Source organism: Hafnia alvei (assembly GCF_034424155.1).
Lineage (GTDB): Bacteria > Pseudomonadota > Gammaproteobacteria > Enterobacterales > Enterobacteriaceae > Hafnia > Hafnia alvei.
Genome location: NZ_CP139993.1, coordinates 52,727 through 78,427 on the forward strand (window position 1 = coordinate 52,727; position 25,701 = coordinate 78,427).

General features: G+C 51.4%; 11 protein-coding genes and 4 pseudogenes. 9 read left to right on the top strand and 6 right to left on the bottom strand.

What is annotated here, in order from left to right:
- Window positions 1-28: 28 nt before the first annotated feature.
- Window positions 29-601, bottom strand: a complete 573-nt coding sequence (locus U0008_RS22045) for a hypothetical protein (protein WP_043495542.1) — start codon at window positions 599-601, stop codon at window positions 29-31.
- 610 nt (window positions 602-1,211) lie between these two features.
- Between U0008_RS22045 and U0008_RS22050 the strand changes: the two genes are divergently transcribed.
- A protein-coding gene (locus U0008_RS22050; protein WP_121626125.1) for an IS3 family transposase occupies window positions 1,212-2,419 on the top strand; the annotation gives its coding sequence in 2 pieces (ribosomal slippage) (window positions 1,212-1,533 and window positions 1,533-2,419; 1,209 coding nt in all).
- 250 nt (window positions 2,420-2,669) lie between these two features.
- Here U0008_RS22050 and U0008_RS22055 read toward each other — a convergent pair.
- A complete protein-coding gene (locus U0008_RS22055; RefSeq protein ID WP_043495547.1) occupies window positions 2,670-2,936 on the bottom strand; it encodes a PerC family transcriptional regulator in 267 nt (88 codons plus the stop codon).
- Between the two features lie 198 nt (window positions 2,937-3,134).
- On the opposite strand from U0008_RS22055, the gene U0008_RS22060 reads away from it, so the two are divergent.
- From U0008_RS22060 to U0008_RS22070, 3 genes and pseudogenes are all read left to right on the top strand, one after another.
- A protein-coding gene (locus U0008_RS22060) for an IS1-like element IS1A family transposase (protein ID WP_327058450.1) occupies window positions 3,135-3,832 on the top strand; the annotation gives its coding sequence in 2 pieces (ribosomal slippage) (window positions 3,135-3,384 and window positions 3,384-3,832; 699 coding nt in all).
- A gap of 107 nt (window positions 3,833-3,939) precedes the next feature.
- On the top strand, window positions 3,940-18,570 hold the full coding sequence (locus U0008_RS22065) for an autotransporter outer membrane beta-barrel domain-containing protein (protein WP_327058451.1): 14,631 nt from the start codon (window positions 3,940-3,942) through the stop codon (window positions 18,568-18,570).
- A gap of 266 nt (window positions 18,571-18,836) precedes the next feature.
- Window positions 18,837-19,057, top strand: a pseudogene (locus U0008_RS22070) (transposase); the annotation flags it as partial.
- A 154-nt stretch (window positions 19,058-19,211) separates the two neighbouring features.
- Here U0008_RS22070 and U0008_RS22075 read toward each other — a convergent pair.
- Window positions 19,212-20,417 (bottom strand): IS91 family transposase, encoded by a 1,206-nt coding sequence (locus U0008_RS22075; protein WP_121626117.1) that lies wholly within the window; start codon window positions 20,415-20,417, stop codon window positions 19,212-19,214.
- Between the two features lie 149 nt (window positions 20,418-20,566).
- Here U0008_RS22075 and U0008_RS22080 point away from each other — a divergent pair, with 149 nt between their 5' ends.
- On the top strand, window positions 20,567-20,941 hold the full coding sequence (locus U0008_RS22080; protein WP_043495802.1) for a CDI toxin immunity protein: 375 nt from the start codon (window positions 20,567-20,569) through the stop codon (window positions 20,939-20,941).
- Window positions 20,942-21,038: 97 nt separating this feature from the next.
- Here U0008_RS22080 and U0008_RS22085 read toward each other — a convergent pair.
- Window positions 21,039-21,631 (bottom strand): annotated as a pseudogene (locus U0008_RS22085) (tyrosine-type recombinase/integrase).
- 193 nt (window positions 21,632-21,824) lie between these two features.
- Between U0008_RS22085 and U0008_RS22090 the strand changes: the two are divergent.
- Complete coding sequence (locus U0008_RS22090; protein WP_051874187.1) at window positions 21,825-22,367, top strand: DUF3916 domain-containing protein; 543 nt, start codon at window positions 21,825-21,827, stop codon at window positions 22,365-22,367.
- 177 nt (window positions 22,368-22,544) lie between these two features.
- Here the strand turns inward: U0008_RS22090 and U0008_RS22095 are convergent.
- A pseudogene (locus U0008_RS22095) lies at window positions 22,545-22,964 on the bottom strand (recombinase family protein); the annotation flags it as partial.
- Between U0008_RS22095 and U0008_RS22100 the strand changes: the two are divergent.
- The 3 genes and pseudogenes from U0008_RS22100 to U0008_RS22110 all read left to right on the top strand — a co-directional run.
- Window positions 22,946-23,272: pseudogene (locus U0008_RS22100) on the top strand (transposase); the annotation flags it as partial. The pseudogenes U0008_RS22095 and U0008_RS22100 overlap by 19 nt on opposite strands.
- A gap of 131 nt (window positions 23,273-23,403) precedes the next feature.
- Window positions 23,404-23,997 (top strand): hypothetical protein, encoded by a 594-nt coding sequence (locus tag U0008_RS22105; RefSeq protein WP_147440564.1) that lies wholly within the window; start codon window positions 23,404-23,406, stop codon window positions 23,995-23,997.
- A 50-nt stretch (window positions 23,998-24,047) separates the two neighbouring features.
- A protein-coding gene (locus tag U0008_RS22110; protein ID WP_327058452.1) for an IS1-like element IS1A family transposase occupies window positions 24,048-24,745 on the top strand; the annotation gives its coding sequence in 2 pieces (ribosomal slippage) (window positions 24,048-24,297 and window positions 24,297-24,745; 699 coding nt in all).
- Window positions 24,746-25,319: 574 nt separating this feature from the next.
- Here U0008_RS22110 and hdeB read toward each other — a convergent pair.
- The gene (hdeB, locus tag U0008_RS22115) at window positions 25,320-25,643 is read right to left on the bottom strand and encodes an acid-activated periplasmic chaperone HdeB (protein WP_227660050.1); all 324 of its coding nucleotides are present in this window, start codon (window positions 25,641-25,643) and stop codon (window positions 25,320-25,322) included.
- Between the last annotated feature and the right edge of the window lie 58 nt (window positions 25,644-25,701).

Sequence of the window (25,701 nt, forward strand, 5' to 3'; positions counted from 1 at the left end):
GTTGTGTTAGATGTGGATTAGGTGAAATCTAAATGAGGCGTATGCCCGCATTCGGATGCATTTTTAATGACGAGGGGAATGGATTACGTGGTGTATAAAAACGGACAAAATCGTTGATGTGTTGAAAGCCCAATTTCTTGAGCGCGCGTTTACGCCAGTAGTAAGCGTTTTTTGTCGATATATTCATCCATGCGGCCACCGCATGCATATCGTGAACTAACAGATAGCGATTTAAAGCAGTCCACTCTTTCACGCATAGAGACACACCGGTGTCATTTCCTTTCCTAGGCTGTAACGTCCCGTTCATCCATGACAACACTGACTCACGCATACTGTGCAGGCTTGTTTTGGTAACAAGAACGACGGCATGCGTCCCAAGGGTTTGTTGGTGAATGATGGGCGTCTCTTCATCAACTAAAAGGAGGACGGGAAAGTGCAACTGATGAGAGACGCTTTGCAGCCACTGAAGGTTACGCGTTATTTCGAGCGGAGAGCAATCGACCAGCGCGATAATGCAATATGCCGCGTATTCCACGCGATAATGGCTGAAATCATGAGGTAAGGGGGCAATATCCCATTTGGCCTCAGGTATCAGTTCCATAAGACCAGTTGAAAACAGGGGAGAAGCAGTAAACAACCTGACTAGTGGAGGAGATACATTGCAATGGACTAAGGGATGCATGGTTTTCGGCTCCAAGATATAAATACCGTGCCTGAAAACAGAAGCAATGTTGCTCGAGAACTCACGCGGAGTTCATAAGCAGGGACAATGATTAATTAGTCAGTCACGGAAGGTGACTAATTAAAACACAAGTGTTATTGATCAGCAAAAGCGATCAATAACATGATAACCATCTGTATAATCAATCAATTATTTGGTAATTGATCGATTATGACGATCAGTGATTAAGTCAAATATTAAAGAATATTCTTAATATTCAGAGAGAAAGCACGAATTATCAAAAGCGGATATAAACGGTAAAATTTCGGTCATAGGAGAAATGTCGTCATATTATGAAATAATTTATTACATTTTAGGCGGTGGGAATTGTTAAGGTACATTTTGATGGTTTAAGGCCCCATATAAAGGGGTATAAACGTAGTGCTGTAATCGTAGTGGTGATGTAGCCCCCTGAAACACCAGACAGTAGCTGTATCTCCAGATAAGAGATAGGCTTGAATATATGTCTAACACTAACGCCAATTTTGAGATGACCGGGATCCTGTTAGGGCAAGAAGTCCGTAAACGTAAAACTCCTCAGGAGAAGATCGCCATTATCCAGCAGACGATGGAGCCGGGCATGAATGTCTCCCATGTCGCCCGCCTGCATGGTATCCAGCCCAGCCTGCTGTTCAAGTGGAAGAAGCAATATCAGGAAGGTAGCCTCACAGCCGTTGCGGCCGGAGAGGAAGTCGTTCCTGCTTCTGAGCTTACTGCTGCTCTGAAGCAGGTCCGGGAGCTTCAGCGCCTGCTGGGCAAGAAGACGATGGAAGTTGAGATCCTGAAAGAAGCCGTGGAGTACGGCCAGTCGCGAAAATGGATAGCGCACGCGCCCTTGTTGCCAAAGGACGGGGAATAGCACAGGTCAGCCGCGCCATGAGCGTGTCGCGTGCGCAGTTGTCACTGCGGGTTAAGCGTTCTGCCGACTGGCAGGACAGGCGCTGTCACCGGCGTAATGACGAAGCAGACGCTGAAATACTATCGGACATTCTCGATATCATCAGCGACATGCCCAGCTACGGCTATCGACGAGTGTGGGGCATCCTGCGTAAGCGACGTCGCGCAGAAGGGCTGCCGCCGGTAAATGCCAAACGGCTTTACAGGATAATGAGCGAACATAACCTGTTGTTACTGCATGATAAACCGGAGCGGCCGAAGCGTGAGCATAAGGGTAAAATCGCGGTAGCGGAAAGCGATATGCGCTGGTGCTCAGACGGCTTCGAGTTCGGCTGCGACAACGGTGAAAAACTGCGGGTCACGTTCACACTGGACTGCTGTGACAGAGAGGCCATAGACTGGGCGGCAAGCACGGGAGGCTATGACAGTTCGACCGTGCAGGATGTGATGCTGAGGTCGGTAGAAAAGCGCTTCGGCGACAGGTTGCCCGACAGACCGGTGCAGTGGCTGACGGATAACGGTTCAGCGTATACCGCGCATGAAACGCAGAGGTTCGCCAGAGAGCTGAACCTGGAGCCTTGCACAACAGCGGTGAGCAGCCCACAGAGTAATGGCATGGCCGAACGGTTCGTGAAAACGATGAAGGAAGACTATATCGCGTTCATGCCAAAACCGGATGTGAGAACAGCACTGCGAAACCTTGCTGCAGCGTTCACGCATTACAATGAAAACCACCCGCACAGCGCGCTGGGATATCACTCCCCGAGGGAATACCGGCGGCAGCGTGCATCGTTAACTTAAGATACAAAAGCTGTCCGGAGATGGCGGGTCAAGATCATTCTCGCAGCCCCTGTCGATAGCGTACTTCGTTTAGCTTCTCTGATTTCTTAGCCAACTCTAGACCTTGACGCAGACGCGTCTTTTGAACATGAATTCAGTACATCTGTTGCCTGAAGAGAAAGGTTTTACCGTGTTGAAATTTATGCCACGGACAGACACTTAATCCACTTGTCATTGGCCGGTATTCATTTCACGCCGTAGAGACAACTAATCATAGACTGTCTTTCCTATTTGCCTCTCTTTGCGCAAGGCGAGTTGACTCTTCGGCGGCCATTAAGCATTTTTCTCGGCGCATGGCGGCATATTCTCGTTCATGGTCTTCGCTGACACAATCAAACAAATCCAACCATTGTCTGGCTGCTCTGCGCCATGCCCCCTTAGTCTCAAGGGAAAGGGCAAGCTTGTGATGTTTCTCTGCTGTGGTTGAGAAACAAAACAGCGTTGCTTTCGTAGGCTTTGTCGGGTGACGTTTAGGCATCAATTTTCCTTTTAACGCTGTAATACCTTGCTGGCATGAATGACTTCATTACGTGGACCCGTAGTCAGGGCGGTGCGTTTGATGAAACCTTATTTTGCGATATTAATGTCCGCCAGTAGCTTAAGCGCATCGATACCGAATTCGGTGATGCTGCCAACTTACTGATTTAGTGTATGATGGTGTTTTTGAGGTGCTCCAGTGGCTTCTGTTTCTATCAGCTGTCCCTCCTGTTCAGCTACTGACGGGGTGGTGCGTAACGGCAAAAGCACCGCCGGACATCAGCGCTATCTCTGCTCTCACTGCCGTAAAACATGGCAACTGCAGTTCACTTACACCGCTTCTCAACCCGGTACGCACCAGAAAATCATTGATATGGCCATGAATGGCGTTGGATGCCGGGCAACTGCCCGCATTATGGGCGTTGGCCTCAACACGATTTTACGTCACTTAAAAAACTCAGGCCGCAGTCGGTAACCTCGCGCATACAGCCGGGCAGTGACGTCATCGTCTACGCGGAAATGGACGAACAGTGGGGCTATGTCGGGGCTAAATCGCGCCAGCGCTGGCTGTTTTACGCGTATGACAGGCTCCGGAAGACGGTTGTTGCGCACGTATTCGGTGAACGCACTATGGCGACGCTGGGGCGTCTTATGAGCCTGCTGTCACCCTTTGACGTGGTGATATGGATGACGGATGGCTGGCCGCTGTATGAATCCCGCCTGAAGGGAAAGCTGCACGTAATCAGCAAGCGATATACGCAGCGAATTGAGCGGCATAACCTGAATCTGAGGCAGCACCTGGCACGGCTGGGACGGAAGTCGCTGTCGTTCTCAAAATCGGTGGAGCTGCATGACAAAGTCATCGGGCATTATCTGAACATAAAACGCTATCAATAAGTTGGAGTCATTACCCGTTTTTTTTTAAGATTTTCTCCATCCAAGGTATTAGAATTAACTACAAATTATGTCATAAAATTCTAATTTGTTAAAAACATGGCGCACTTATGAACAGAGTCTATAGAGTTATCTGGAATATCCAGCAAGGTATATGGGTTGTAGCCAGCGAACTTGCTAAAGGCAAGCAAAAATCCTCCAGCCAGGGGCAGGGAAGTCGTGTAGAAAGAAAGATGGCGAAGCGCCTGACCAATGCCTTTGTGCTGGCAGGGGTGTTCGCAGCCCAGCCAGTTTTGGCCGCCGGCGTATGCACCGCCGGTACGGCAAAAGAGTTAGGTGCTGCCCTAAATAATAATGACTGCACGGATATTACGCTGACCGCCGATATCAATCTTGCGACCTATACTGATGGCGCGCTCTATCCTGGGGCCAGCAATGTTCCTGGCGGCACAGGATTAAACAATAACACGACTAAATTTGATTTTGGGACCCGTACGGCGATCACCATCGATGGTGGGCCTAACAAGTATGGCATCAGTAATGGCAATAATCAGGCTTACCGCTTTGCGGTGCGTGGCGGTGATCCGAGTAACCAGGTCACTTTTACCATTAAGAATGCGAACTTGACGACTACGGCGGCGGCAAATAACGCCAACCACTTTTTTGCCACCATTGGCGATAGTGCGTCTAATGTCAATGTGGTCTTTGACAATATCAAAAATATTCCTAACTCGACGCTGGCGCTAATGAGCTACGGCTCAGGGGCCAGTGATGGCGTGGCTTATCGTCGAGCTAATGGCACTTATGCGACCACCAGTTCCGGTAATACCTTAAACGGGATTGATGCTAACTATAAAAGCGGCTATACCTATAACCAAAACATCTATAGTAAAGTCACAATTGGCACGTTTTTAGATAATAATGCCAGCAATCCGTTTAACAGCGTAACTTATAAGCAGTGGGTCAACGGCAGTAAAGTTGACTTTACCGGCAAGCTGGATTTTTACGGCACCGGTGATAATGGTAATTATGCTTATGTTTTCTGGAATAATACTAACGACTTACTGCAGAACCAGCTGACCTTTAAAACCGGATCGGATGTTTCCTTCACTCTTGATTCTCGAACTAAACTGACGACCGGCGATGGTAATGGACAGGGTTACTCTTATGTTTTCGAAGATGGTTCGAGCTTTAAACTTTGGAGCCAGCAGAACGTCTTTGGCAACGTAACCGGCAATAACGTCGGCCTGCAGGTCGGTAGCTATAATAAAGATACGGGGGAATTTGGCACCGGGGCAAAAATTATCTATGCCGGAGTCAATGGTGCCCAGCTTGCTGGGGACGGCATGACTAACCTCGGGGGTAAAAATTACCGAATTACCAATTCCCTGTATACCCACAGTGTTATAAATAACGGTCAGTATAACAGCGGTGATGTTATTTTTAACCTTGCCCAAGACTCGCAGTTTAATGTGACCGGGATAGGTATTAATGTTCTTAAAAGCCAGTATCTCAATGACGATTTAGATAAGGCGACTACTACGGTTAATAACAGTGGCATTTACATCCGTTCGGAAACGCAGATAAATGCGGCCACCGGGATGAATATTGTGCACGATGGCACTGGTAAAGTTGATATCAGGAATACCGGGGAGCTTACCACCACAACGTCGGGTATTACCCTTAGCTCCGCCTCAGGTAACAATATGAGTGTGGATATGAGTAAAAGGGCGTCAGATAACACGTCTGGCGTGATTAATGCGGTCTCCGGTACCGGTATTAGCGTCGGGAACTCAGCCACAGATAAAGTCGTACTAAACCTAACTGGAGGCACGATTAATGCCTCAAATGCGGCTAATGCGGTAACCTTTACTAATGCGATGAATACGGCAATTCATCGTCTTAATGATGTCACGGTTAACCTCCTCGGCACGGGAAACTTGCTCAATAAAGCCGATGCGGTGATCGTCGATCTGAGCAATGTGGCATTAAATATTAATAACCGTATTGGGTTCACTAACCTGGCCGGCCTCAGATTCCTGAGTAGCGATAATGGCTCTAACACTATTAACGTTGGTGGAACCGGAACAGGTATTGCGACGACCAATACAGCGATTTCAAATCTTAATAGTGAAGCGCTGCAAATCAACGTAAATGGCGCTGGCACTGGGGTGGCAACTACCGGCGGTGGCGCTGATTTGACCAACCCGGGATTAAGTATCAAGGTAAATAATTCCAACGGTACAGCGCTAACGATCGCTGATGGTGGCACCAATACCACGACCATCGGTAATAAGGTGGTATTAGATGCTACCGATGCCACGGCAATTAAATTTTCCGGCAATGCGGCTAAGACCTTCGTTAACCAGGGAACAGTCAAAGGGGCGGTAAACTTTACCGGCGATGTGGTAAACACCATTACCAATAATGGTGTTTTAGACGGTACGCTGACGGCGGGAAATGGTAATAACACTTTGGTGCTGGGAAGCGCCTCGCAAAGTCTTGGTAGCATTAGCTTTGGCAATGGCAATAATAATGTCACCATCAATAATGGAGCACGGGTCAAGTCCATCACCACCGGCAGTGGGAATGATACCTTCACGCTTAATGATCTTAGTGGTAACAATACCTATTTGGGCACTATTGATGCCGGGACTGGGACGAATACGCTGAATATGAGCCGCTCACAAAGCGCACTTCAGACGGATACCTCTTTGAAGGGGTTTACGAATATTAATCTGGCGCAAGGCACCGATCTTACGCTGGCATCACAGAATAATATTACTGGCGGGACGGTATTGCTGGACGGCAGCAGTAAGCTGCAGTTTGGCGGCGGTTATAACGGTAACTTCAGTGCAAGCCTTGGTCATGTTGCCGGCGGTGACGGCAGCGTTATCGTAAACAATGGTGCCGATGTGACGCTGGCCGGCATCGGGGATAATGCCTTTACCGGAGGTTGGGCTATCAATAGCGGTGGCTCACTTACCGCTAATCGCGCTAACCAAATTGCCAGCAGTGGAGGCTTTACGCTGGGCGGCGTACTCAATCTGAATGGGCTGACTGCCCTGAACAATGCTCTGACCGGCACCGGTACGCTAAACATTAACAGCGCCAATCAAGCCTTTAATTTCGGCAGTGGCGTAGGTAATACGTTTACCGGTAATGTTAACCTGAATAATACGGCGTTTGCCTTATCCGGTTCTAATACAGCAGCGTTAAAAAATGCAACGTTGACCGGTGGTAGCGGAAGCATTGTGACCGTTGGCACAAGCGATCAGACTGTCGGTAATGTGGCCCTGAACGGCGGGAAGACGGTCTTTGGCACGGGTAATATTAATACTAATACGCTTGCCGTAGTGCAGCAAAGTGATGTTCAGGTCGCGCCGGATGCCATTCTGAAAGGTAATCTGCTGGATCAGGATGAAAGCAGTGCGCGTAAGATAGTCAACAGTGCCAATACCTTAACCGCCGAAGATCTGGCGCTTCTGCGGCTGCAGAACGCCCAAGGCGATGCGCTGAGCGCCGGGACGCAGATAGCCATTAACCAGGGCGACGGCACAGCGGCGACCGGGACCTATAACTACGCCCTGTCGGGGCTGGGCGGCGGGCTGAGCGTCACGGCACAGCTGGTCAAGCTGGCGCTGGCGGCGGGCAAAACCCTGACACTTGACACCGCGGGGTCCACCTCGAAGAACTTCAGTGCCCTGATAACAGGGGCTGGTAACCTGGCGCTGAACGCCGGCGGTGAAACGCTGACGCTTAATAATGCCGCCAACGACTACACCGGTACCACTGCGATTAACGGCGGCACGGTGGTGGCCGGCAGTAACAATGCGCTGGGCAACACCTCCCTGCTGACCACCCTGGCCGGCAGCGCCTTCAGCCTGAACGGCAAAACGCAGGCGCTGGGCGCGCTGGCCAACGCCGGCCAGATCGCGCTCGGGCAGAACGGCACGCTGATCAGCGGGGCGCTGACTAACGCCGGCACCATCGATCTCAGCGGCGGCACGCTGACGCTGAACAATGGCGGGACGTCCAGTACGGCCGGCGGGCTGAGCGGTAACGGCAGACTGGTGGTGTCCGGTGGTGAGCTGACGCTCTCGAAAGCCAACGCGGGGCTGGCGGGAAGCACCGCTATCGGAGCGGGCGGGGCGATAACCCTTACTGATACCGGCACGCTGGGCAGCGCGGCGGTGGATATTGCCGGTGACGGGGCGCTGAACCTGAATGCGGCCCAGACGCTGGCGAACATCCTGAGCGGCGGCGGGGATATCAACACTGGGGCCAGCGTGACCCTGAGCGGTAGCAACACCTTCAGCGGCGCGCATAACGTGGGCAAAGGCGGGGCGCTGACCATCAGTCAGGCCAATAATCTGGGCGGCGTGGCGGCAACGGTCAACCTGAACGATGCCGAGGCGCAACTGGTACTGAACGGACTGAACGGCGCGGTGAATAACGCCTTGTCAGGGGTGGCGGATAGCACGGTCAGCGTGACCGGCGGCAGCCTTGCCGCGCTGGGGGGCGATAACAGTGGTTTCCTCGGCACCTACTCGGTGCAGGGTGACAGCACCCTGCGGGTGGGCAGCGCCGGGAGTCTCGGGGCGAACGCCGGCGTGCTGCTGAACGGCGCGGGCAACACTCTGAATTTGGCGAACTACAGCGGCACCTTTGGTAATCAGGTGGCGGGCACGGGCCTGCTGGCCCTGACCGACAGCGCGGCCGTCACCCTGAACAGCGCGGCTAATCTGGCGGCGGGTATCGGGGTAGATATTGCCGGCGACAGTGCGCTGATGCTGGCGGGCCTGAACGGGTTCGGTCAGGCGCTCACCGGGGCCGGTGCGCTGAATATCACCGACAGCAACGGCTTTAGCTTTGCCAGCAGCACCGGAAGTGCATTTACCGGTCAGGTTAATCTGGCGGGCAGCCAGTTTGCTTTAGCTGGTAATAATACGGCAAGCCTGAAATCGGCCACGCTGAGCGTGGGCGGAGGATCGCGTCTTGAGGTGGGCACGGGGGTACAGGCGATAGGCAACCTGACGCTCAATGGCGGCACCACGCAGTTTATCGATGGCAGCAGCATCACCAGCGGCACGCTGGCCGTGGCGCAGAACAGCACCATCCAGGTCACCCCGGGTGATGTGACCACCGGCAATCTGCTGGACCAGGATGAGGGCACGCAGCGCAAGCTGATTAACAGCAGCAACACGCTGAGCGCAGAAGACCTGGCCAAACTGATCCTGCAGGATACGCAGGGCCAGTCGATAGCGAGTGGCGTGGAAGTGGCCATCAACCAGGGCGACGGCACGGTAGCGACCGGGACCTATAACTACGCCCTGTCGGGGCTAGGCGGCGGGCTGAGCGTCATGTCACAGCTGGTCAAACTGGCGCTGGCGGCGGGCAAAACCCTGACGATTGATACCGCGGGGGCCACCTCGAACAGCCTCAGCGCCGCGATAACAGGGGCTGGTAACCTGGCGCTGAACGCCGGCGGCGGGACGCTGACCCTGAGCAACGTGGCTAACAACTACACCGGTACCACTGTGATTAACGGCGGAACGGTGGTGGCCGGCAGTAACAATGCGCTGGGCAACTCCTCCCTGCTGACCACCCTGGCCGGCAGCGCCTTCAGCCTAAACGGCAAAACGCAGGCGCTGGGCGCGCTGACTAACGCCGGCACCATCGATCTCAGCGGCGGCACGCTGACGCTGAACAATGGCGGGACGTCCAGTACGGCCGGCGGGCTGAGCGGTAACGGCAGACTGGTGGTGTCCGGTGGTGAGCTGACGCTCTCGAAAGCCAACGCGGGGCTGGCGGGAAGCACCGCCATCGGAGCGGGCGGGGCGATAACCCTTACTGATACCGGCACGCTGGGCAGCGCGGCGGTGGATATTGCCGGTGACGGGGCGCTGAACCTGAATGCGGCCCAGACGCTGGCGAACATCCTGAGCGGCGGCGGGGATATCAACACTGGGGCCAGCGTGACCCTGAGCGGTAGCAACACCTTCAGCGGCGCGCATAACGTGGGCAAAGGCGGGGCGCTGACCATCAGTCAGGCCAATAATCTGGGCGGCGTGGCGGCAACGGTCAACCTGAACGATGCCGAGGCGCAACTGGTACTGAACGGACTGAACGGCGCGGTGAATAACGCCTTGTCAGGGGTGGCGGATAGCACGGTCAGCGTGACCGGCGGCAGCCTTGCCGCGCTGGGGGGCGATAACAGTGGTTTCCTCGGCACCTACTCGGTGCAGGGTGACAGCACCCTGCGGGTGGGCAGCGCCGGGAGTCTCGGGGCGAACGCCGGCGTGCTGCTGAACGGCGCGGGCAACACTCTGAATTTGGCGAACTACAGCGGCACCTTTGGTAATCAGGTGGCGGGCACGGGCCTGCTGGCCCTGACCGACAGCGCGGCCGTCACCCTGAACAGCGCGGCTAATCTGGCGGCGGGTATCGGGGTAGATATTGCCGGCGACAGTGCGCTGACGCTGGCGGGCCTGAACGGGTTCGGTCAGGCGCTCACCGGGGCCGGTGCGCTGAATATCACCGACAGCAACGGCTTTAGCTTTGCCAGCAGCACCGGAAGTGCATTTACCGGTCAGGTTAATCTGGCGGGCAGCCAGTTTGCTTTAGCTGGTAATAATACGGCAAGCCTGAAATCGGCCACGCTGAGCGTGGGCGGAGGATCGCGTCTTGAGGTGGGCACGGGGGTACAGGCGATAGGCAACCTGACGCTCAATGGCGGCACCACGCAGTTTATCGATGGCAGCAGCATCACCAGCGGCACGCTGGCCGTGGCGCAGAACAGCACCATCCAGGTCACCCCGGGTGATGTGACCACCGGCAATCTGCTGGACCAGGATGAGGGCACGCAGCGCAAGCTGATTAACAGCAGCAACACGCTGAGCGCAGAAGACCTGGCCAAACTGATCCTGCAGGATACGCAGGGCCAGTCGATAGCGAGTGGCGTGGAAGTGGCCATCAACCAGGGCGACGGCACGGTAGCGACCGGGACCTATAACTACGCCCTGTCGGGGCTAGGCGGCGGGCTGAGCGTCATGTCACAGCTGGTCAAACTGGCGCTGGCGGCGGGCAAAACCCTGACGATTGATACCGCGGGGGCCACCTCGAACAGCCTCAGCGCCGCGATAACAGGGGCTGGTAACCTGGCGCTGAACGCCGGCGGCGGGACGCTGACCCTGAGCAACGTGGCTAACAACTACACCGGTACCACTGTGATTAACGGCGGAACGGTGGTGGCCGGCAGTAACAATGCGCTGGGCAACTCCTCCCTGCTGACCACCCTGGCCGGCAGCGCCTTCAGCCTAAACGGCAAAACGCAGGCGCTGGGCGCGCTGACTAACGCCGGCACCATCGATCTCAGCGGCGGCACGCTGACGCTGAACAATGGCGGGACGTCCAGTACGGCCGGCGGGCTGAGCGGTAACGGCAGACTGGTGGTGTCCGGTGGTGAGCTGACGCTCTCGAAAGCCAACGCGGGGCTGGCGGGAAGCACCGCCATCGGAGCGGGCGGGGCGATAACCCTTACTGATACCGGCACGCTGGGCAGCGCGGCGGTGGATATTGCCGGTGACGGGGCGCTGAACCTGAATGCGGCCCAGACGCTGGCGAACATCCTGAGCGGCGGCGGGGATATCAACACTGGGGCCAGCGTGACCCTGAGCGGTAGCAACACCTTCAGCGGCGCGCATAACGTGGGCAAAGGCGGGGCGCTGACCATCAGTCAGGCCAATAATCTGGGCGGCGTGGCGGCAACGGTCAACCTGAACGATGCCGAGGCGCAACTGGTACTGAACGGACTGAACGGCGCGGTGAATAACGCCTTGTCAGGGGTGGCGGATAGCACGGTCAGCGTGACCGGCGGCAGCCTTGCCGCGCTGGGGGGCGATAACAGTGGTTTCCTCGGCACCTACTCGGTGCAGGGTGACAGCACCCTGCGGGTGGGCAGCGCCGGGAGTCTCGGGGCGAACGCCGGCGTGCTGCTGAACGGCGCGGGCAACACTCTGAATTTGGCGAACTACAGCGGCACCTTTGGTAATCAGGTGGCGGGCACGGGCCTGCTGGCCCTGACCGACAGCGCGGCCGTCACCCTGAACAGCGCGGCTAATCTGGCGGCGGGTATCGGGGTAGATATTGCCGGCGACAGTGCGCTGACGCTGGCGGGCCTGAACGGGTTCGGTCAGGCGCTCACCGGGGCCGGTGCGCTGAATATCACCGACAGCAACGGCTTTAGCTTTGCCAGCAGCACCGGAAGTGCATTTACCGGTCAGGTTAATCTGGCGGGCAGCCAGTTTGCTTTAGCTGGTAATAATACGGCAAGCCTGAAATCGGCCACGCTGAGCGTGGGCGGAGGATCGCGTCTTGAGGTAGGCACAGGGCCACAGACAATAGGGAACCTGACGCTCAATGGAGGCACTACTCAATTTACATCTACCGGATCTATTGAGTCTGGCTCACTGAAGGTAGCCGATAAAAGCATTATTCAGGTGCAAAACAACCTCTCGCTGGGCGATAACTTACTGGAGCAAAGTTACGGCCAATCGCGCGTACTGGTAAAAAGTGATGCATTAAATGCTGAAGACCTGGGGAAACTCTCATTACAGGATCTGGATGGCAAATCGTTGGCTAACGATACCAAAGTGGATGCCGTTCAGAATGGCATCACGGTGGCTGAGGGCTTCTATAACTTCGCGCTCAGCGGCGACAGCGGGTTAAGCGTTATGGCAAGGCTGGTGAAATTGGCGCTGCTCGCCGATAAGACGCTGACACTCAGTACAGCCAATACTTCGCCGGCGGCTAAAACTTTTACCGCCCAACTCACCGGTAACGGTAATCTCTCACTGGATGGGAGCGCCGGTAGTCTGACGCTCAGCAATGAGCAAAATGACTATACCGGCAGTACGCTGATTAACAGTGGCATCCTTATCGCCGGCAGTAACCATGCGCTGGGGAATACGTCGCGGTTGAGCGTACTGAGCAATGCCATCTTCGATCTTAACGGTAAGGGCCAGGCGCTGGGCGCGCTGGTTAACGCCGGCACAATTAAGGTGGGAACACAGGGAGAGTTGATCGTTAATCATGATAATGTGATTAACAACACTGGCGATTTTACCAATACGGGCGTAATCGATATTAGCGATGGTACGCTGACGTTAAATAATGGCGGAACCTCAACGGCCGTCGGTGGGCTGACCGGTAATGGTCGCCTGGTGGTGTCTGGTGGGGAGCTTGCGTTGTCACAGACCAACGTGGATCTTGCCGGTACTACGGCGATTGGCGACGCCGGAACGATCACTCTCAGTCAGGCGGGAACGCTGGGTAATGCTGATGTGATTGTGGATGGTACGTTGAACCTGAACGTTAACCAGACGCTGGCCAATGTCCTGAGCGGCATAGGGAATATCAACACTAATGGCAATGTGACTCTTAGCGCAGAGAGTACATTCAGTGGGACACATCTCATTAATGCCAATGGCAAGCTGACGGTATCTCGGGCCGCTAGCCTGGGGAGCAATCAGGCAAATGTCGCCCTTCAGGACCCGACCTCTACCTTGGTATTGAATGCGTTGCAGGGAGAGGTTGGCCAGTCGCTTTCGGGGGGGGCGGGTAGCCAGATTAATGTCGCTAATGGTTCCAGAGCGATGCTGACTGGGCAGAATAGTGCATTTAAAGGCACCTATAACGTGAGCGGTAACAGTACCCTGACCGCCAGCGCTAACCGCCAGCTGGGTGAAGATGCTCGCGTATCACTGGAAGAAATCGGTGATACCTTGAATCTCTTAACGTACCGCGGAGATTTTGTTAATCGGGTTGATGGCCTGGGAACTATTGCATTAACCGGAAATTCAGCGGTGGCACTGGACAGCATGGCGAACATTGGAGCCAATGTCGCCATGAACATCGATAATAGCAGCCAGCTGCAGCTGTCCGATGTGACCGTCTTTAATCAGGCGTTAAGCGGCAATGGCGCGCTAAATGTGAATACCGGAAATCAGGCGTTTAACTTTGGCGCGAATACCGGCAGCGCTTTTGCCGGTAATGTTACGCTGACAAATACTGCCCTTGCCCTCAATCAAAACAACCAGAGCGCCCTGAAGAACGCCACTCTGTCGTTAAACCAAGGCAGTACTACGTATGCCGGTAACACAGACAGCACGCTGAAAAATCTGGATGTTGATGGTGGTGAACTGGTCTTTGAAGCGGATGCACCGCAGTCGAAAGCCAACGGCACTGTGAATGCTGAAACGCTGGCGTTAAACGGTGGCAATGTTTCTGTCACGGGTAACGCCACATGGAACAACGCGGGTATTCCGGCGCAGCCAGGCGTCTCTATTCTGGAACAAGATAGAGGTGAGGTTCTCATGGCGCTGGTGAATGCCGGAGCCGTAAGCGGTAATGTCAATAATATGAACCTGAGCATTAATGGGGTACCGGTTACTTCGGGCGACCAGGCGGTATTCTCTGCGATTACTCAGGGTGATAAAACGGTGGCCAATGCAACCTACAACTACGGCTTAACCAGTAACAATGGCGATAACAGCGGGCTTTACGTTAAATATGGCCTGACGGCCCTGCAGTTAATTACGCAGGGTACGGATGCCCTGTTGCTGGAAACCGCCGGGGACGGCACTAATCAAGCCCTGAATGCAGTGTTATCCGGTCAGGGAGGGCTGAATATTAATGCCGCGAACGGAGCATTAACCATCGCCAATGGTAATAACAGCTATACCGGTGGAACGATAGTGAGTCAGGGCGCGCTACTGTTAGGGGCGAATAGTGCCTTAGGACAGACCTCTGAGCTAAATATCCAGCAAGGAGCGAGCGTATTCCTCAATGGCTTTAAGCAGACCATCGGGGCGTTGGATAACAGCGGCATGGTCTCGTTGGCTAACGGTGAGTTGGTGTTAAGTAACGGTGGTCAGTCTGGCGCTGATGGCGGCCTGGAAGGCGATGGTACGCTTACTGTCGCCGGTGGTAATCTGAACATATCGGGTACTAATGACAATCTTGGCGGCAAGACCAACATTGCTAATGGCGCGTCCATTACGCTCAGCGATCGCGGCAACCTTGGCAACAGTAAAGTCGGCGTTGACGGGGTACTGAACGTTAATGCGAACGGGTCAACGCTTGGCAATGCCTTGAGCGGTGATGGACGTGTGAATATTAATGCTGCAACTACGTTCACTGGCAACAGCACCTTTACCGGCGAGCATCACGTTAGCGGCGGTGCATCATTAACTATCAATCAGGCTAATAATCTTGGCGCCGATCGGTCCGAGGTTCATCTGGACGAAAACGGTGCAGCCTTAGTGATGAATGGGGTAAGCGGAGCAATTAAAAATGCGCTGGCCGGCGTACAGAGCAGCATCGTTGCCCTGACGAAAAATGCTAATGTGCAGCTTATCGGCAATAACGACAGCTTTGCAGGACGCTATGCGCTTGATGGTAACAGTGCGCTGACGGTGAGTAATTCAAGCCAGTTAGGTAAGAATGCCGGCGTATCCCTTACAGGCGCACTCGATAGGCTTATCCTGTCGGGCTACCAGGGGATATTCGGTAATAGCGTCGTTGGGAATGGCGTCCTGACATTGGCAGATCAGGCAAATATTACCTTTGGCACTGGCTACAAAGTCGATCGCAGCGTTGGTATTAACATTAACGGCAATAGCGCATTAACGCTTTCCGGTCTGAGTAACGTTGACCATGCGCTTATCGGCAGCGGTAAGTTGAATGTGATATCAGGAGGCCCGGCATTCACGTTTGGTGAGTCGGTAGGTACCGCCTTTGCTGGTAAGGTTGATTTATCAGACACGGGCATGGTATTAGGCAATAGTAATACTAAGGCACTGACTAACGCTAATCTGGTGCTGTCTCAAAACAGCCTGGTTGATGTCTCTGATGGCGTGCAGAGTATCAGTGGGCTGACGATGAATAACGGCACGCTGAAGTTCGATAATATTATTGATAACAACGGAGCGTTTATTTCTCAGGGAACCATTGAGGCGGGCAATATTGATGTTGCTGGCGGCGGTGAAGTTCAGGTGAACCTGCCGACCAACGTGACCCCAGGCCTTGAAGGTAAGTCTTTGTTAGCCCTCGATGAAGGGGCCGTTGTTGTTGATTTAGCCCACGGTAAGGCTAAGGGAACTGGTCAGGAGCTGACGCTAACGGATACTAACGGTCGGCCGATAACGCAGTCTGTTCAAGCCGCATTGACCAACGAGGGTGCGGCTGCCCCATCGGCCGTGGGATCGTTTGACTATGGCTTAACTACGGGCGCCCGCCAGGATGGCCTGTATGTCAATTATGGTCTTAAAGCGATAGAGCTGCTGGCTAAGGCCGCTGACGCCCTGAAATTTGAGGCTCTGGAGGCTAACAACGGTCTGCAATCAAACGGCATGTCGGCGAAAATTTCTGGTAGCGGTGATTTGGCCGTTGAGGGAACTACTGCGGGGGCAATCCTCTCTTTGAGTAATGGCAATAACGACTATACTGGCGCCACATGGGTGCGCAAAGGCGGGTTACGGCTTGATGCCAGTAATGCGCTTGGGCGAACTTCAGCGCTGGCGATCTCTATAGGTACGCAGGTAGATATTAACGGCACTAGCCAGACGCTTGGCCAGCTGAATACACAGACTAATAGCTTGTTTAATCTTAATGGCGGTAACGTCACGATTAAAAATGGCGGTCAGGTTGATGGGGCTATCGCGGGGGCGGGGCAGCTAAGTTTGTCCGCGGGTACGCTTAACGTCAGCCAGGCAAACCACGCCTTTACCGGTACCATCACAATTGGTAGTGCAGCCAGTGCGGTGCTGGCGGATGTGGCGGGCCTGGGGGCTGGAAATATTGCCAACCGGGGAACTCTGACGCTCAAAGGAGCTCAGGGCATCTTCGCCAATAGCCTGAGCCAGGCGGGTAACGTACAGTTGCAGAACAAGGCGGTGATTCAGCTGGGCGGTAATAATACCCAGTATATCGGTGCCTTCACTCTGGCAAACGGCACTACGCTTGCCGCCAATAAGTCAGAACAGTTGGGTGTGGCACGCGTTAATAATAACGGTAAACTGGTTCTGGATGTTGCCAGTGACTGGAGCTTCAAAAACCTGCTCAGCGGCAGTGGTGACCTGATTAAACAGGGTAGCGGCACGCTGACGGTTATTGAAAATGTCATTACGGCGGGCAACACCATTATCGAAAATGGCCTTATCCAGTTGGGTGAGGGTAAAGTGAAGAACCAAAATGAGCAAACGGCCACCGCTGCAGCCAGCCAGACCCGGGCTGCCACTGCGCCGGTAGTGCTTAACAGTAATGTCACTATTCAGCAAAACGGTGCGCTTGGCGGATTCGGGCGTGTAACCGGTAATGTTGATAACGCCGGTCGCCTGATAATGTCCCATGCGCTGACTGGGGATAGGTACGCAGACTTTATCATCAACGGCAACTACGTTGGACAGGCAGGCAGTCGGATTTTCTTTGATACTGTACTTGCCGGCGATAACAGTGCAACGGATCGCCTGGTGGTTAATGGCAATACCAGCGGAGCCAGTACTATTCGCGTGAACAATATTGGTGGCCAGGGTTCTTACACCAGTAACGGTATTAAGATTGTGGATATTTCCGGGAAATCTGGCGCTAACTTTGAGCTAGAAGGGCGCGTCGTGGCCGGTGCGTACGAATATAAATTATACCAGGGAGGGGTATCGAATTCGAACGACGGCAACTGGTATCTGCGTACCGATAATCCGGATCGTCCAGAAGCGGGAAGCTACATTGCGAACCTGGCGGCGGCCAATACCATGTTCAATACCAGCCTTGAAAACCGCTCGGGTGAAACCTGGTACACCGATGCGATAACGGGTGAGAAGAAAGCGACCTCAATGTGGCTTCGTACTACCGGCAGCCACAATCGCTCCCGTGATGACAGTGGCGCTTTCAAAACGCAGGATAATCGTTTTGTGATGCAGTTGGGGGGCGATGTGCTGCGCTTTACCAGCAATGAAAATGACCTGTGGCGCGTCGGACTAATGACGGGTTATGCCAATAGCAGCAATAACACTGTTTCATCGGGTTCTGGTAGTCATTCTAAAGGGTCTGCCGAAGGCTATAGTGTAGGGACTTACGCAACATGGTTTGCTAATGACGAAACCCATACCGGAGCTTATGTGGATAGCTGGCTGCAATATAGCTGGTTTAAAAACAAAGTGAATGGTGAGGCATTGGCTCAGGAAAAATATAACTCCAAAGGCTTCACGGCATCGCTTGAAAGCGGGTATGCCTTCCTGGCAGGGGCAAGCCGCAGTTATAACTTCTACCTCCAACCTAAAGTGCAGGCCATCTGGATGGGAGTTAAAGCGGATGATCATATGGAGGCATCGAAAACGCGGGTGGCAAGTGAGGGGAATGGCAATGTCCAGACCCGCCTGGGCATAAAAGCGTTTATGACCCAACCTTCTCAGGAAAAAGAGGCCCAGGCTCAGGTATTCAAACCGTATATTGAAGCTACATGGATCCATAACAGCAAAGACTTTGCGGTGAATATGTCTCATGAAACCACCGGTAGCCATACCTTTAAACAGGGGGGCACAGCTAACGTTGCTGAGGCAAAACTGGGCGTAGAGGGGGATGTCAACAAACGCCTCAATGTGTGGGGGAACGTGGGTCAGCAGGTCGGTAGTAAAGGTTACAGCGATACAACCGTAACGTTTGGCGTTAAATACAGCTTTTAAAAATATCGGGTTTTAATTTCTGTACGGAAAGATGGCGGGAGTATCCAGTATCCCGCCATCTTTTAATCCATTCTCATTCCGTGCGCCTTGACGGGCGTGCACGGAGAGCTTCCGCTATAAACGTTTATCTCCCTCCGGCCATCAGTCAACGGTAAGCTTCCGGTGAACTCATATTGACAGGTCTGATGAGACCAGCGTCAAGTATCAGTAGTGGCACAGTAAATTTGGCCACCTGATTAAAGGTGATATTCTCACCACAACATAATGTTGATAAGGGCTACTCATATCGACAAGCCAGTGACGCGATGAATATCGGTTCTACCACGCTAGAGAGCTGGGTGCGCTAGCTCAGGCGAGAGCGTCAGGGGATTACGCCCTCTGCAACTTCCATTACTGCAGAGCAGCAACGTATTCGCGAGCTGGAAAAGCAGGTTCGCCGCCTGGAGGAACAGAATACGATATCAAAAAAGGCTACCGCACTCTTGATGGTTAGGAAACTGAAAGTTGTTTTTACCCTGTTTTCAGGGCGTTAGCTTCTTATGCTGATGAGCGATCCTCTGTTTTATCCGGCTGCGGTTGTATAAATTCACAGTGCTTCGGTGGTTTATTATTCAATTTTATGAATTTTAAGCAGATCTTCCCTATGCCGCCTGTTGTAACCATCGTCGTTTCTTAAATTCCTGACGCCGCATCTCCAGTAATTTATCTGCCCTGATACCCGCTTCCGCACAGTTGAAGACCATTCTGCTGCCACACAGCACACACTGGTACGGATCTATCCGGGTAAACTGCTTCATCAAAGACGCAAAGCCTGGTTTTGGCGGTTTCTCCTTCTCCTTTATGTCCAGTGCCGCATACACCTCCGGCAGTAAAGCCCCCCGTTTCCGGTTGGCCAGAAAGCCGTAATACCGCACCATTTTAAAATGTCGTGAGGGGATATGGCTGATATAGCGCATCAGCATCTCCTCCTGGCTCAGATATTGGATTTTATGCTGACCTGTCCGGTGGTCATAGTAATGATGAACCACTGTCCGGCCACTGTAGTGGCGTAATTTGGAGGCTGCAACAGGTGGCCGTTTCAGGTAACGGCCGAGATAATTGACGTTTTGCCGTGCGTGCTTTGTCTTCTTGGCAAAGTGAATTTTCCATCGCCGCTGATATTGTGATTCTAAAAACTGGCACCATTCCCTGTAGTCGCGGATATGCCTGTAGCCTGCGGCGGCTAAATCCAGCGAAGCATAGTGCTGACGAAGCAGGGCAATGACAGCCTGACGCCAGTAACGCTCAGCCACCTTTTTTTTAAAGAAAACTGAGCGCCAGACGCCGTGTTTGCGGCATAACCCGCCACGGGTGACGGATAAATGGATATGCGGATGCTGGTTAAGCTGGCGTCCGTAAGTGTGCAGGGCGGCAAATAGCCCGATTTCAATGCCCATCTTTTCCGCCCATTTCAGGAGGGTATAGGCAGCACAAGCAAACAACTGATTGAGTAACGGCCAGTTAAGATTAAACGCCGGCCAGAGTTTATCGGGCATGGTAAAGGTGATGTGCTGCCATTCGCAGTCGGGGAGGATGTGTTGCTGCTCTGCTATCCATTGCTCGGTGGCTTTCATGCCGCAGGCGCTGCAGCCTTTACTTTTGCAGCTCTGACAGAAATATTTGGTGTGGGTGCAGTGAGCAGACTCACAGCAATAACGGCGTATCCCCATGGCACCGGTGCCGCAGGCGAGCATGCGCTCAATGACCAGTTTGGTCCATTCGGGGATAGTATGACCGCGATTGATGAGAAGACGATCCCAGCCGTCATCAATCTGAAAGAGGAGTTTTGCGGGGCGAGGAATATACATGCACCGGATTATAACGGGAGATGGTTACTGAAAACAGCCATTGACTTACAGAGTCTTAGCTCCGCCGCAGGCGGCTATTGTTCATAATTCCTTTAGACAATCCACCTGGGAGGTTATGATAAAAATAAACAGCCACAAAGGGAGTGGACATGACATTGTTTGATGAATGTAAGGAGTTGCTCAGGGCAGATTTTGATGTTGTGGAAGGGGATGATTTGAGCATGGTAATGGATATTTTTCATCAATATCCATGGCATAGCGGTAATCTCATATGGTCAGAAATGGATTTCAGCGATTATGAACTCACTCATGAGATGTTAAATGGGAGCGACTTAGGCAATGAAACTGTATTTGTCATAGCAGATGATGCCGATGTCCCCGTGTTCAGAACCCATCTACAACTTATTGTCGATAATATCTACGATGTTATCGCCATATCACCTAACCTATTTATTTTTAACGATAAGATAATGATTAAGCCTTTATTCCCTCATAATTTTATAAGGTTTAGTCTGCGAAAGTGATGAGCAGAGATACTGACCTGCTCTCTGTTGATCAACTCAGACTGTTGTTAGCAACGTCCGCCTCTGGCATAGGGCTGCTGTTGAAGCCCTGACAACCTTAGACTTCAATCGATTCAGAGATCTCTAACGCATCATCCACTTCAATGCCCAGATAACGGACTGTGCTTTCCAGTTTCTTATGACCCAACAGAAGTTGGATCACCCGGAGATTCTTGGTTTTCTTGTAGATCAGGTAAGGTTTTGTTCTTCTCAAGGAATGTGTACTGTAAAGCGAATCTCCTAGACCAAGTTTTGCTACCCACCCATGAAAAATTCGGTTGTATTGCCGGGTTGATATGTGTTGGTTAGTACCGACCCGAGATCGGAACAAATAGTCTTTACTGCGTAAATTGCCAAGCTTTATCAATGCGGAACAGCTTCTCTTGTCCCTTTGGTTATCTCAAATTGGACAGGGCTGCCGGATTTCTGTTGTAGAACCGTAGCTCTGCTTGAAACAGAGCTACCATATGCAACTTTGAGTTTGACCAGATCACAGCCTCGAAGCGTACTGTCCAGGGCCATGTTGAACAAAGCTAAATCGCGCGTTTTACCTTCCAGTTCAAGCCTGATTCAGATACCCCAGATATGAGATATCTGAAGTGGTCTTTTTTGGCCGATGATACGGTCTTTGTTCCACGGTGACATGTTTATACTAAAATCTCCTGCAATGTGGGAAATTTGAGTATGGTTGTCCCTTATGAGCGAAGATCTGACATAATTTCTCACAAGCCGATTGCGGTACGTTAGATTACATGCATAACGATAAACTGAACAAATTAGGATAGAGTGCTCTTGTGTAGAGACACAACTTGAACATTTTGACGAGCTTAAAAGTAAACTATTCATGAGTAGACGACTAAACAGAGATTATCGAACCAAAATCAGAAATATTCCCCGACGCCTAAAAGCGCTTAACCGTTGGGCTGGTACATTTCGTAATCCTGAACGTAGCATTTTCTCAGAAGATGAGCATTACTGGAATTTCAAAATTCCAGTAGACATTAATATCGTTGAGGGGAAGTGCAGCACGCTTAAAACCAAAGCGGCTTGTGCGCAAGCTTTAATTAATGCATGTTCAAACCTCATAACGGCTACTGTTGGTATAAATTACAGCCCTCGGATTACCGCTGTGGTATGTCTTCCGGATATGTTTACAAGTGAGGTCTGTCTTTATCGCTCCGAAGAATATTATCAAAGCTTCATAACTGAAGATCGTTCTGAAAATGGAGCTTCTGCTTTGATCAAAGATCGTAGCCTTGCTGCTGAATGGGGACTCGTTCTGCCAGATAACGTACAGGAAATAGGTATCACTCTCGAATATTATGGAAGCGAGGATCGTGATGAATGGTTCACGGGAGAACGCTGGTATTATGGCCAAGTGACTTAAGGATGTTGCTTTCATTTATTAAAAATAAAGCACTTATAAAAAGGGACACTACTTCTGTCTAACGTCCGCTTCTGGCACATAGCGGACTTTACTTACATAGATGATTTGTCAGGCTGCTAGTCACAGGGAGTTAACTATTACGCCATGATTGCAAATAAACACGGTTATTTCAGCTTTTTAGGTTTTATGAAGCGCTTGTATCCGGCAAACCTGTGACGCGCTGTAGCCCGTAGCATCAGCCGTTTCCTGGATACTCAGTTTCTTTACCTGTCGGTAGTACAAGACTTTCTGATGTCGCTCCTGATCGGCCTGTTTACCCCGGTATTTCCCCAGTGTATGTGCCAGTTCAATTCCCTGCTTTTGACGCAGGCGGCGGCTCAGCCAGTCCTTATGCGACATCGCGACCATCAGGTCGATAAGCATGTTATTGATGGCTGTTATCACGGCGCGGGTGATTGGGTCAGCCTGCGAAGGGTCTTTATCCGACAAAGCCTGCCATGAGGTGGGCACATCCAAGCTGACAATACGCAGCTCGTGATGTTCTATCTGCTTTTTAAGCGTCATCCAGTCGCTGTTGCTCAGACGGGTCAGGCGATCTGAGTCCCGGTCAGGCCCACGAAAGCCAGTTTGCACAACGCCTCCTGGACGGTATCGGAGTTCAGCGCAAGAACGGGAGTATGAAGCGCCGTGGTTATGCAGTGCTGGCTGATAAAGCCTACTCCGGACATGCGTTACGTAGAGAACTGAAAAGAAGAGGGATAAAAGCTGTCATCCCGCGTAAATCCAATGAAAAAATGGCCGCAGATGGTCGTTCACCACTCGTTCGTGAAGCCTACCGAAATCGCAACGTTGTAGAAAGGTGCTTTGGTCGCCTGAAAGAATACCGTCGAACGCTAAAGCGTTATATAGAGGCGATGGTGGGTAAACTGTGCTTAACGGTTGAAATGTCAGAAGGTAAAGAGCCAATTTTTCCATATCTAATTTTATAGTGATTAATTATCATTGAAAACCTAATGAATACACCGTCGAGACAAAAGTGTTTTTCAATACAAAAAATTCCATACTTATATTCATGATTTTCACAATTGTAGGTTGTGCAAATGTTAGATTGCAGCACCCTACGCCATCCAAAGAAATGGTAATCACCGCGCTAAAGGAATCTCAGGAATTACTAGACATTAATGAAAATAAAATAGATCTCCAAAAAATAAAAAATATTGAAAAACTTCCTGTAAACGAATTACCAGCTGATTTTTTTCTGGCTAAAATTTATCCTGACTTAACCATACATACTATGGGATTTACCAGTAATGAACTTCTTGTAGGATTGCGCTCAGGGCAAGATTTGAAAAATGCAGGAATTATAATAAAACCTATCAAAGGTTTTATTTATGACTACACAGGAAAGATAGAGCGTGTTTTATATGCTACACCACACATGGTTGATTCTGAAAATTCACGTGAAGATATGGTTCTGTACACTAAGCCAATGTCACCGTTTAGTGTTACAGTTTTATATCAGGATGGTACCAAAGGTCAATTCAATATCGAATCTAAACAAACAACCGCTTTATTTGGCAGTATTTACGCAACTAAATTAGATAAATTCGATGGTAAGCTTTGGAGGTGATGCTGCCAACTTACTGATTTAGTGTATGATGGTGTTTTTGAGGTGCTCCAGTGGCTTCTGTTTCTATCAGCTGTCCCTCCTGTTCAGCTACTGACGGGGTGGTGCGTAACGGCAAAAGCACCGCCGGACATCAGAGCTATCTCTGCTCTCACTGCCGTAAAACATGGCAACTGCAGTTCACTTACACCGCTTCTCAACCCGGTACGCACCAGAAAATCATTGATATGGCCATGAATGGCGTTGGATGCCGGGCAACTGCCCGCATTATGGGCGTTGGCCTCAACACGATTTTACGTCACTTAAAAAACTCAGGCCGCAGTCGGTAACCTCGCGCATACAGCCGGGCAGTGACGTCATCGTCTGCGCGGAAATGGACGAACAGTGGGGCTATGTCGGGGCTAAATCGCGCCAGCGCTGGCTGTTTTACGCGTATGACAGGCTCCGGAAGACGGTTGTTGCGCACGTATTCGGTGAACGCACTATGGCGACGCTGGGGCGTCTTATGAGCCTGCTGTCACCCTTTGACGTGGTGATATGGATGACGGATGGCTGGCCGCTGTATGAATCCCGCCTGAAGGGAAAGCTGTACGTAATCAGCAAGCGATATACGCAGCGAATTGAGCGGCATAACCTGAATCTGAGGCAGCACCTGGCACGGCTGGGACGGAAGTCGCTGTCGTTCTCAAAATCGGTGGAGCTGCATGACAAAGTCATCGGGCATTATCTGAACATAAAACACTATCAATAAGTTGGAGTCATTACCAGCTTTGGATTAATAATAAACTTTATTCAGACCGTTATTATGTAGGCATGCCATATAGTCAATGAGGGAAAAAAGTTGGTGGTTTACCCCAACTGTTAAAGCTGGCATATCTATGCCAGCTCTAGATATATCAGGAGTTTGTCGCAAATTTGCTGCAGTACGGGAATGCGGTTCAGTTCTTTCTGGCTCATGGTCGCCAACATAGACGCTCCGGATAGTTTGCCTGTGAGAACAGATTAACCGAAAGACGACATTTTAACTTTGGTAAAACACAACATGATCGCTTTGTGCTGACAGCATTGATTCGCATAATCATAATTATGTTAAATAATAAACAAAATTCAATGAAATATCAATAAATTGCAAAGATCAACCTATCCAGAATATTGCTTATTATCAATAACCTGCTGTGAGTGATGCTCCGTCAAAACACCCTACATACTTACTGATTCTTTCTATCTAAATTAAACAATAACTTTTTGAGCTTGTATATAATTATGTGTACAAGCTCGTATAATTCAGCAACAACTATATATCTTCTAGATAATAACTGTAAGCATTATTCAACCTTTTTCACCGCTTTTTCCAAGTCTTCTTTCAATGACTCTAGCGTTCTTTTTGGCTCTTTTTTGCATAGCTCAACGGCCTTAGGTGTAGCAATTGTTTCTGTTTCACTCCAATCCACGTAATCACCACCTTTGAAATCGGTATCTTTGTTCAAAACCCAGAACGCAATTGGTGTGTATGACTTAGGGTTCATGTCGAGAAATTCATGGCATGTCATATTGCTTGGCGTTATATCTTGTGAAGCTGTAGCCATACCGGTCGTTAGAAGACAGGCTGAAAACAAGCTAAGTATTAAAGATGTTTGTTTAATTTTCATAATTAACATACCTATTTATTTTTAATGTGTTTTTTCCATAACCGCTGCTATCTGACAT

Bases quoted from the DNA above. Each gene is read 5' to 3' on its own strand.
- U0008_RS22045 (WP_043495542.1), bottom strand. From the start codon at position 601: ATGGAACTGATACCTGAGGCCAAATGGGATATTGCCCCCTTACCTCAT.
- U0008_RS22055 (WP_043495547.1), bottom strand. From the start codon at position 2,936: ATGCCTAAACGTCACCCGACAAAGCCTACGAAAGCAACGCTGTTTTGT.
- U0008_RS22065 (WP_327058451.1), top strand. From the start codon at position 3,940: ATGAACAGAGTCTATAGAGTTATCTGGAATATCCAGCAAGGTATATGG.
- U0008_RS22075 (WP_121626117.1), bottom strand. From the start codon at position 20,417: ATGTATATTCCTCGCCCCGCAAAACTCCTCTTTCAGATTGATGACGGC.
- U0008_RS22080 (WP_043495802.1), top strand. From the start codon at position 20,567: ATGACATTGTTTGATGAATGTAAGGAGTTGCTCAGGGCAGATTTTGAT.
- U0008_RS22090 (WP_051874187.1), top strand. From the start codon at position 21,825: ATGAGTAGACGACTAAACAGAGATTATCGAACCAAAATCAGAAATATT.
- hdeB (WP_227660050.1), bottom strand. From the start codon at position 25,643: ATGAAAATTAAACAAACATCTTTAATACTTAGCTTGTTTTCAGCCTGT.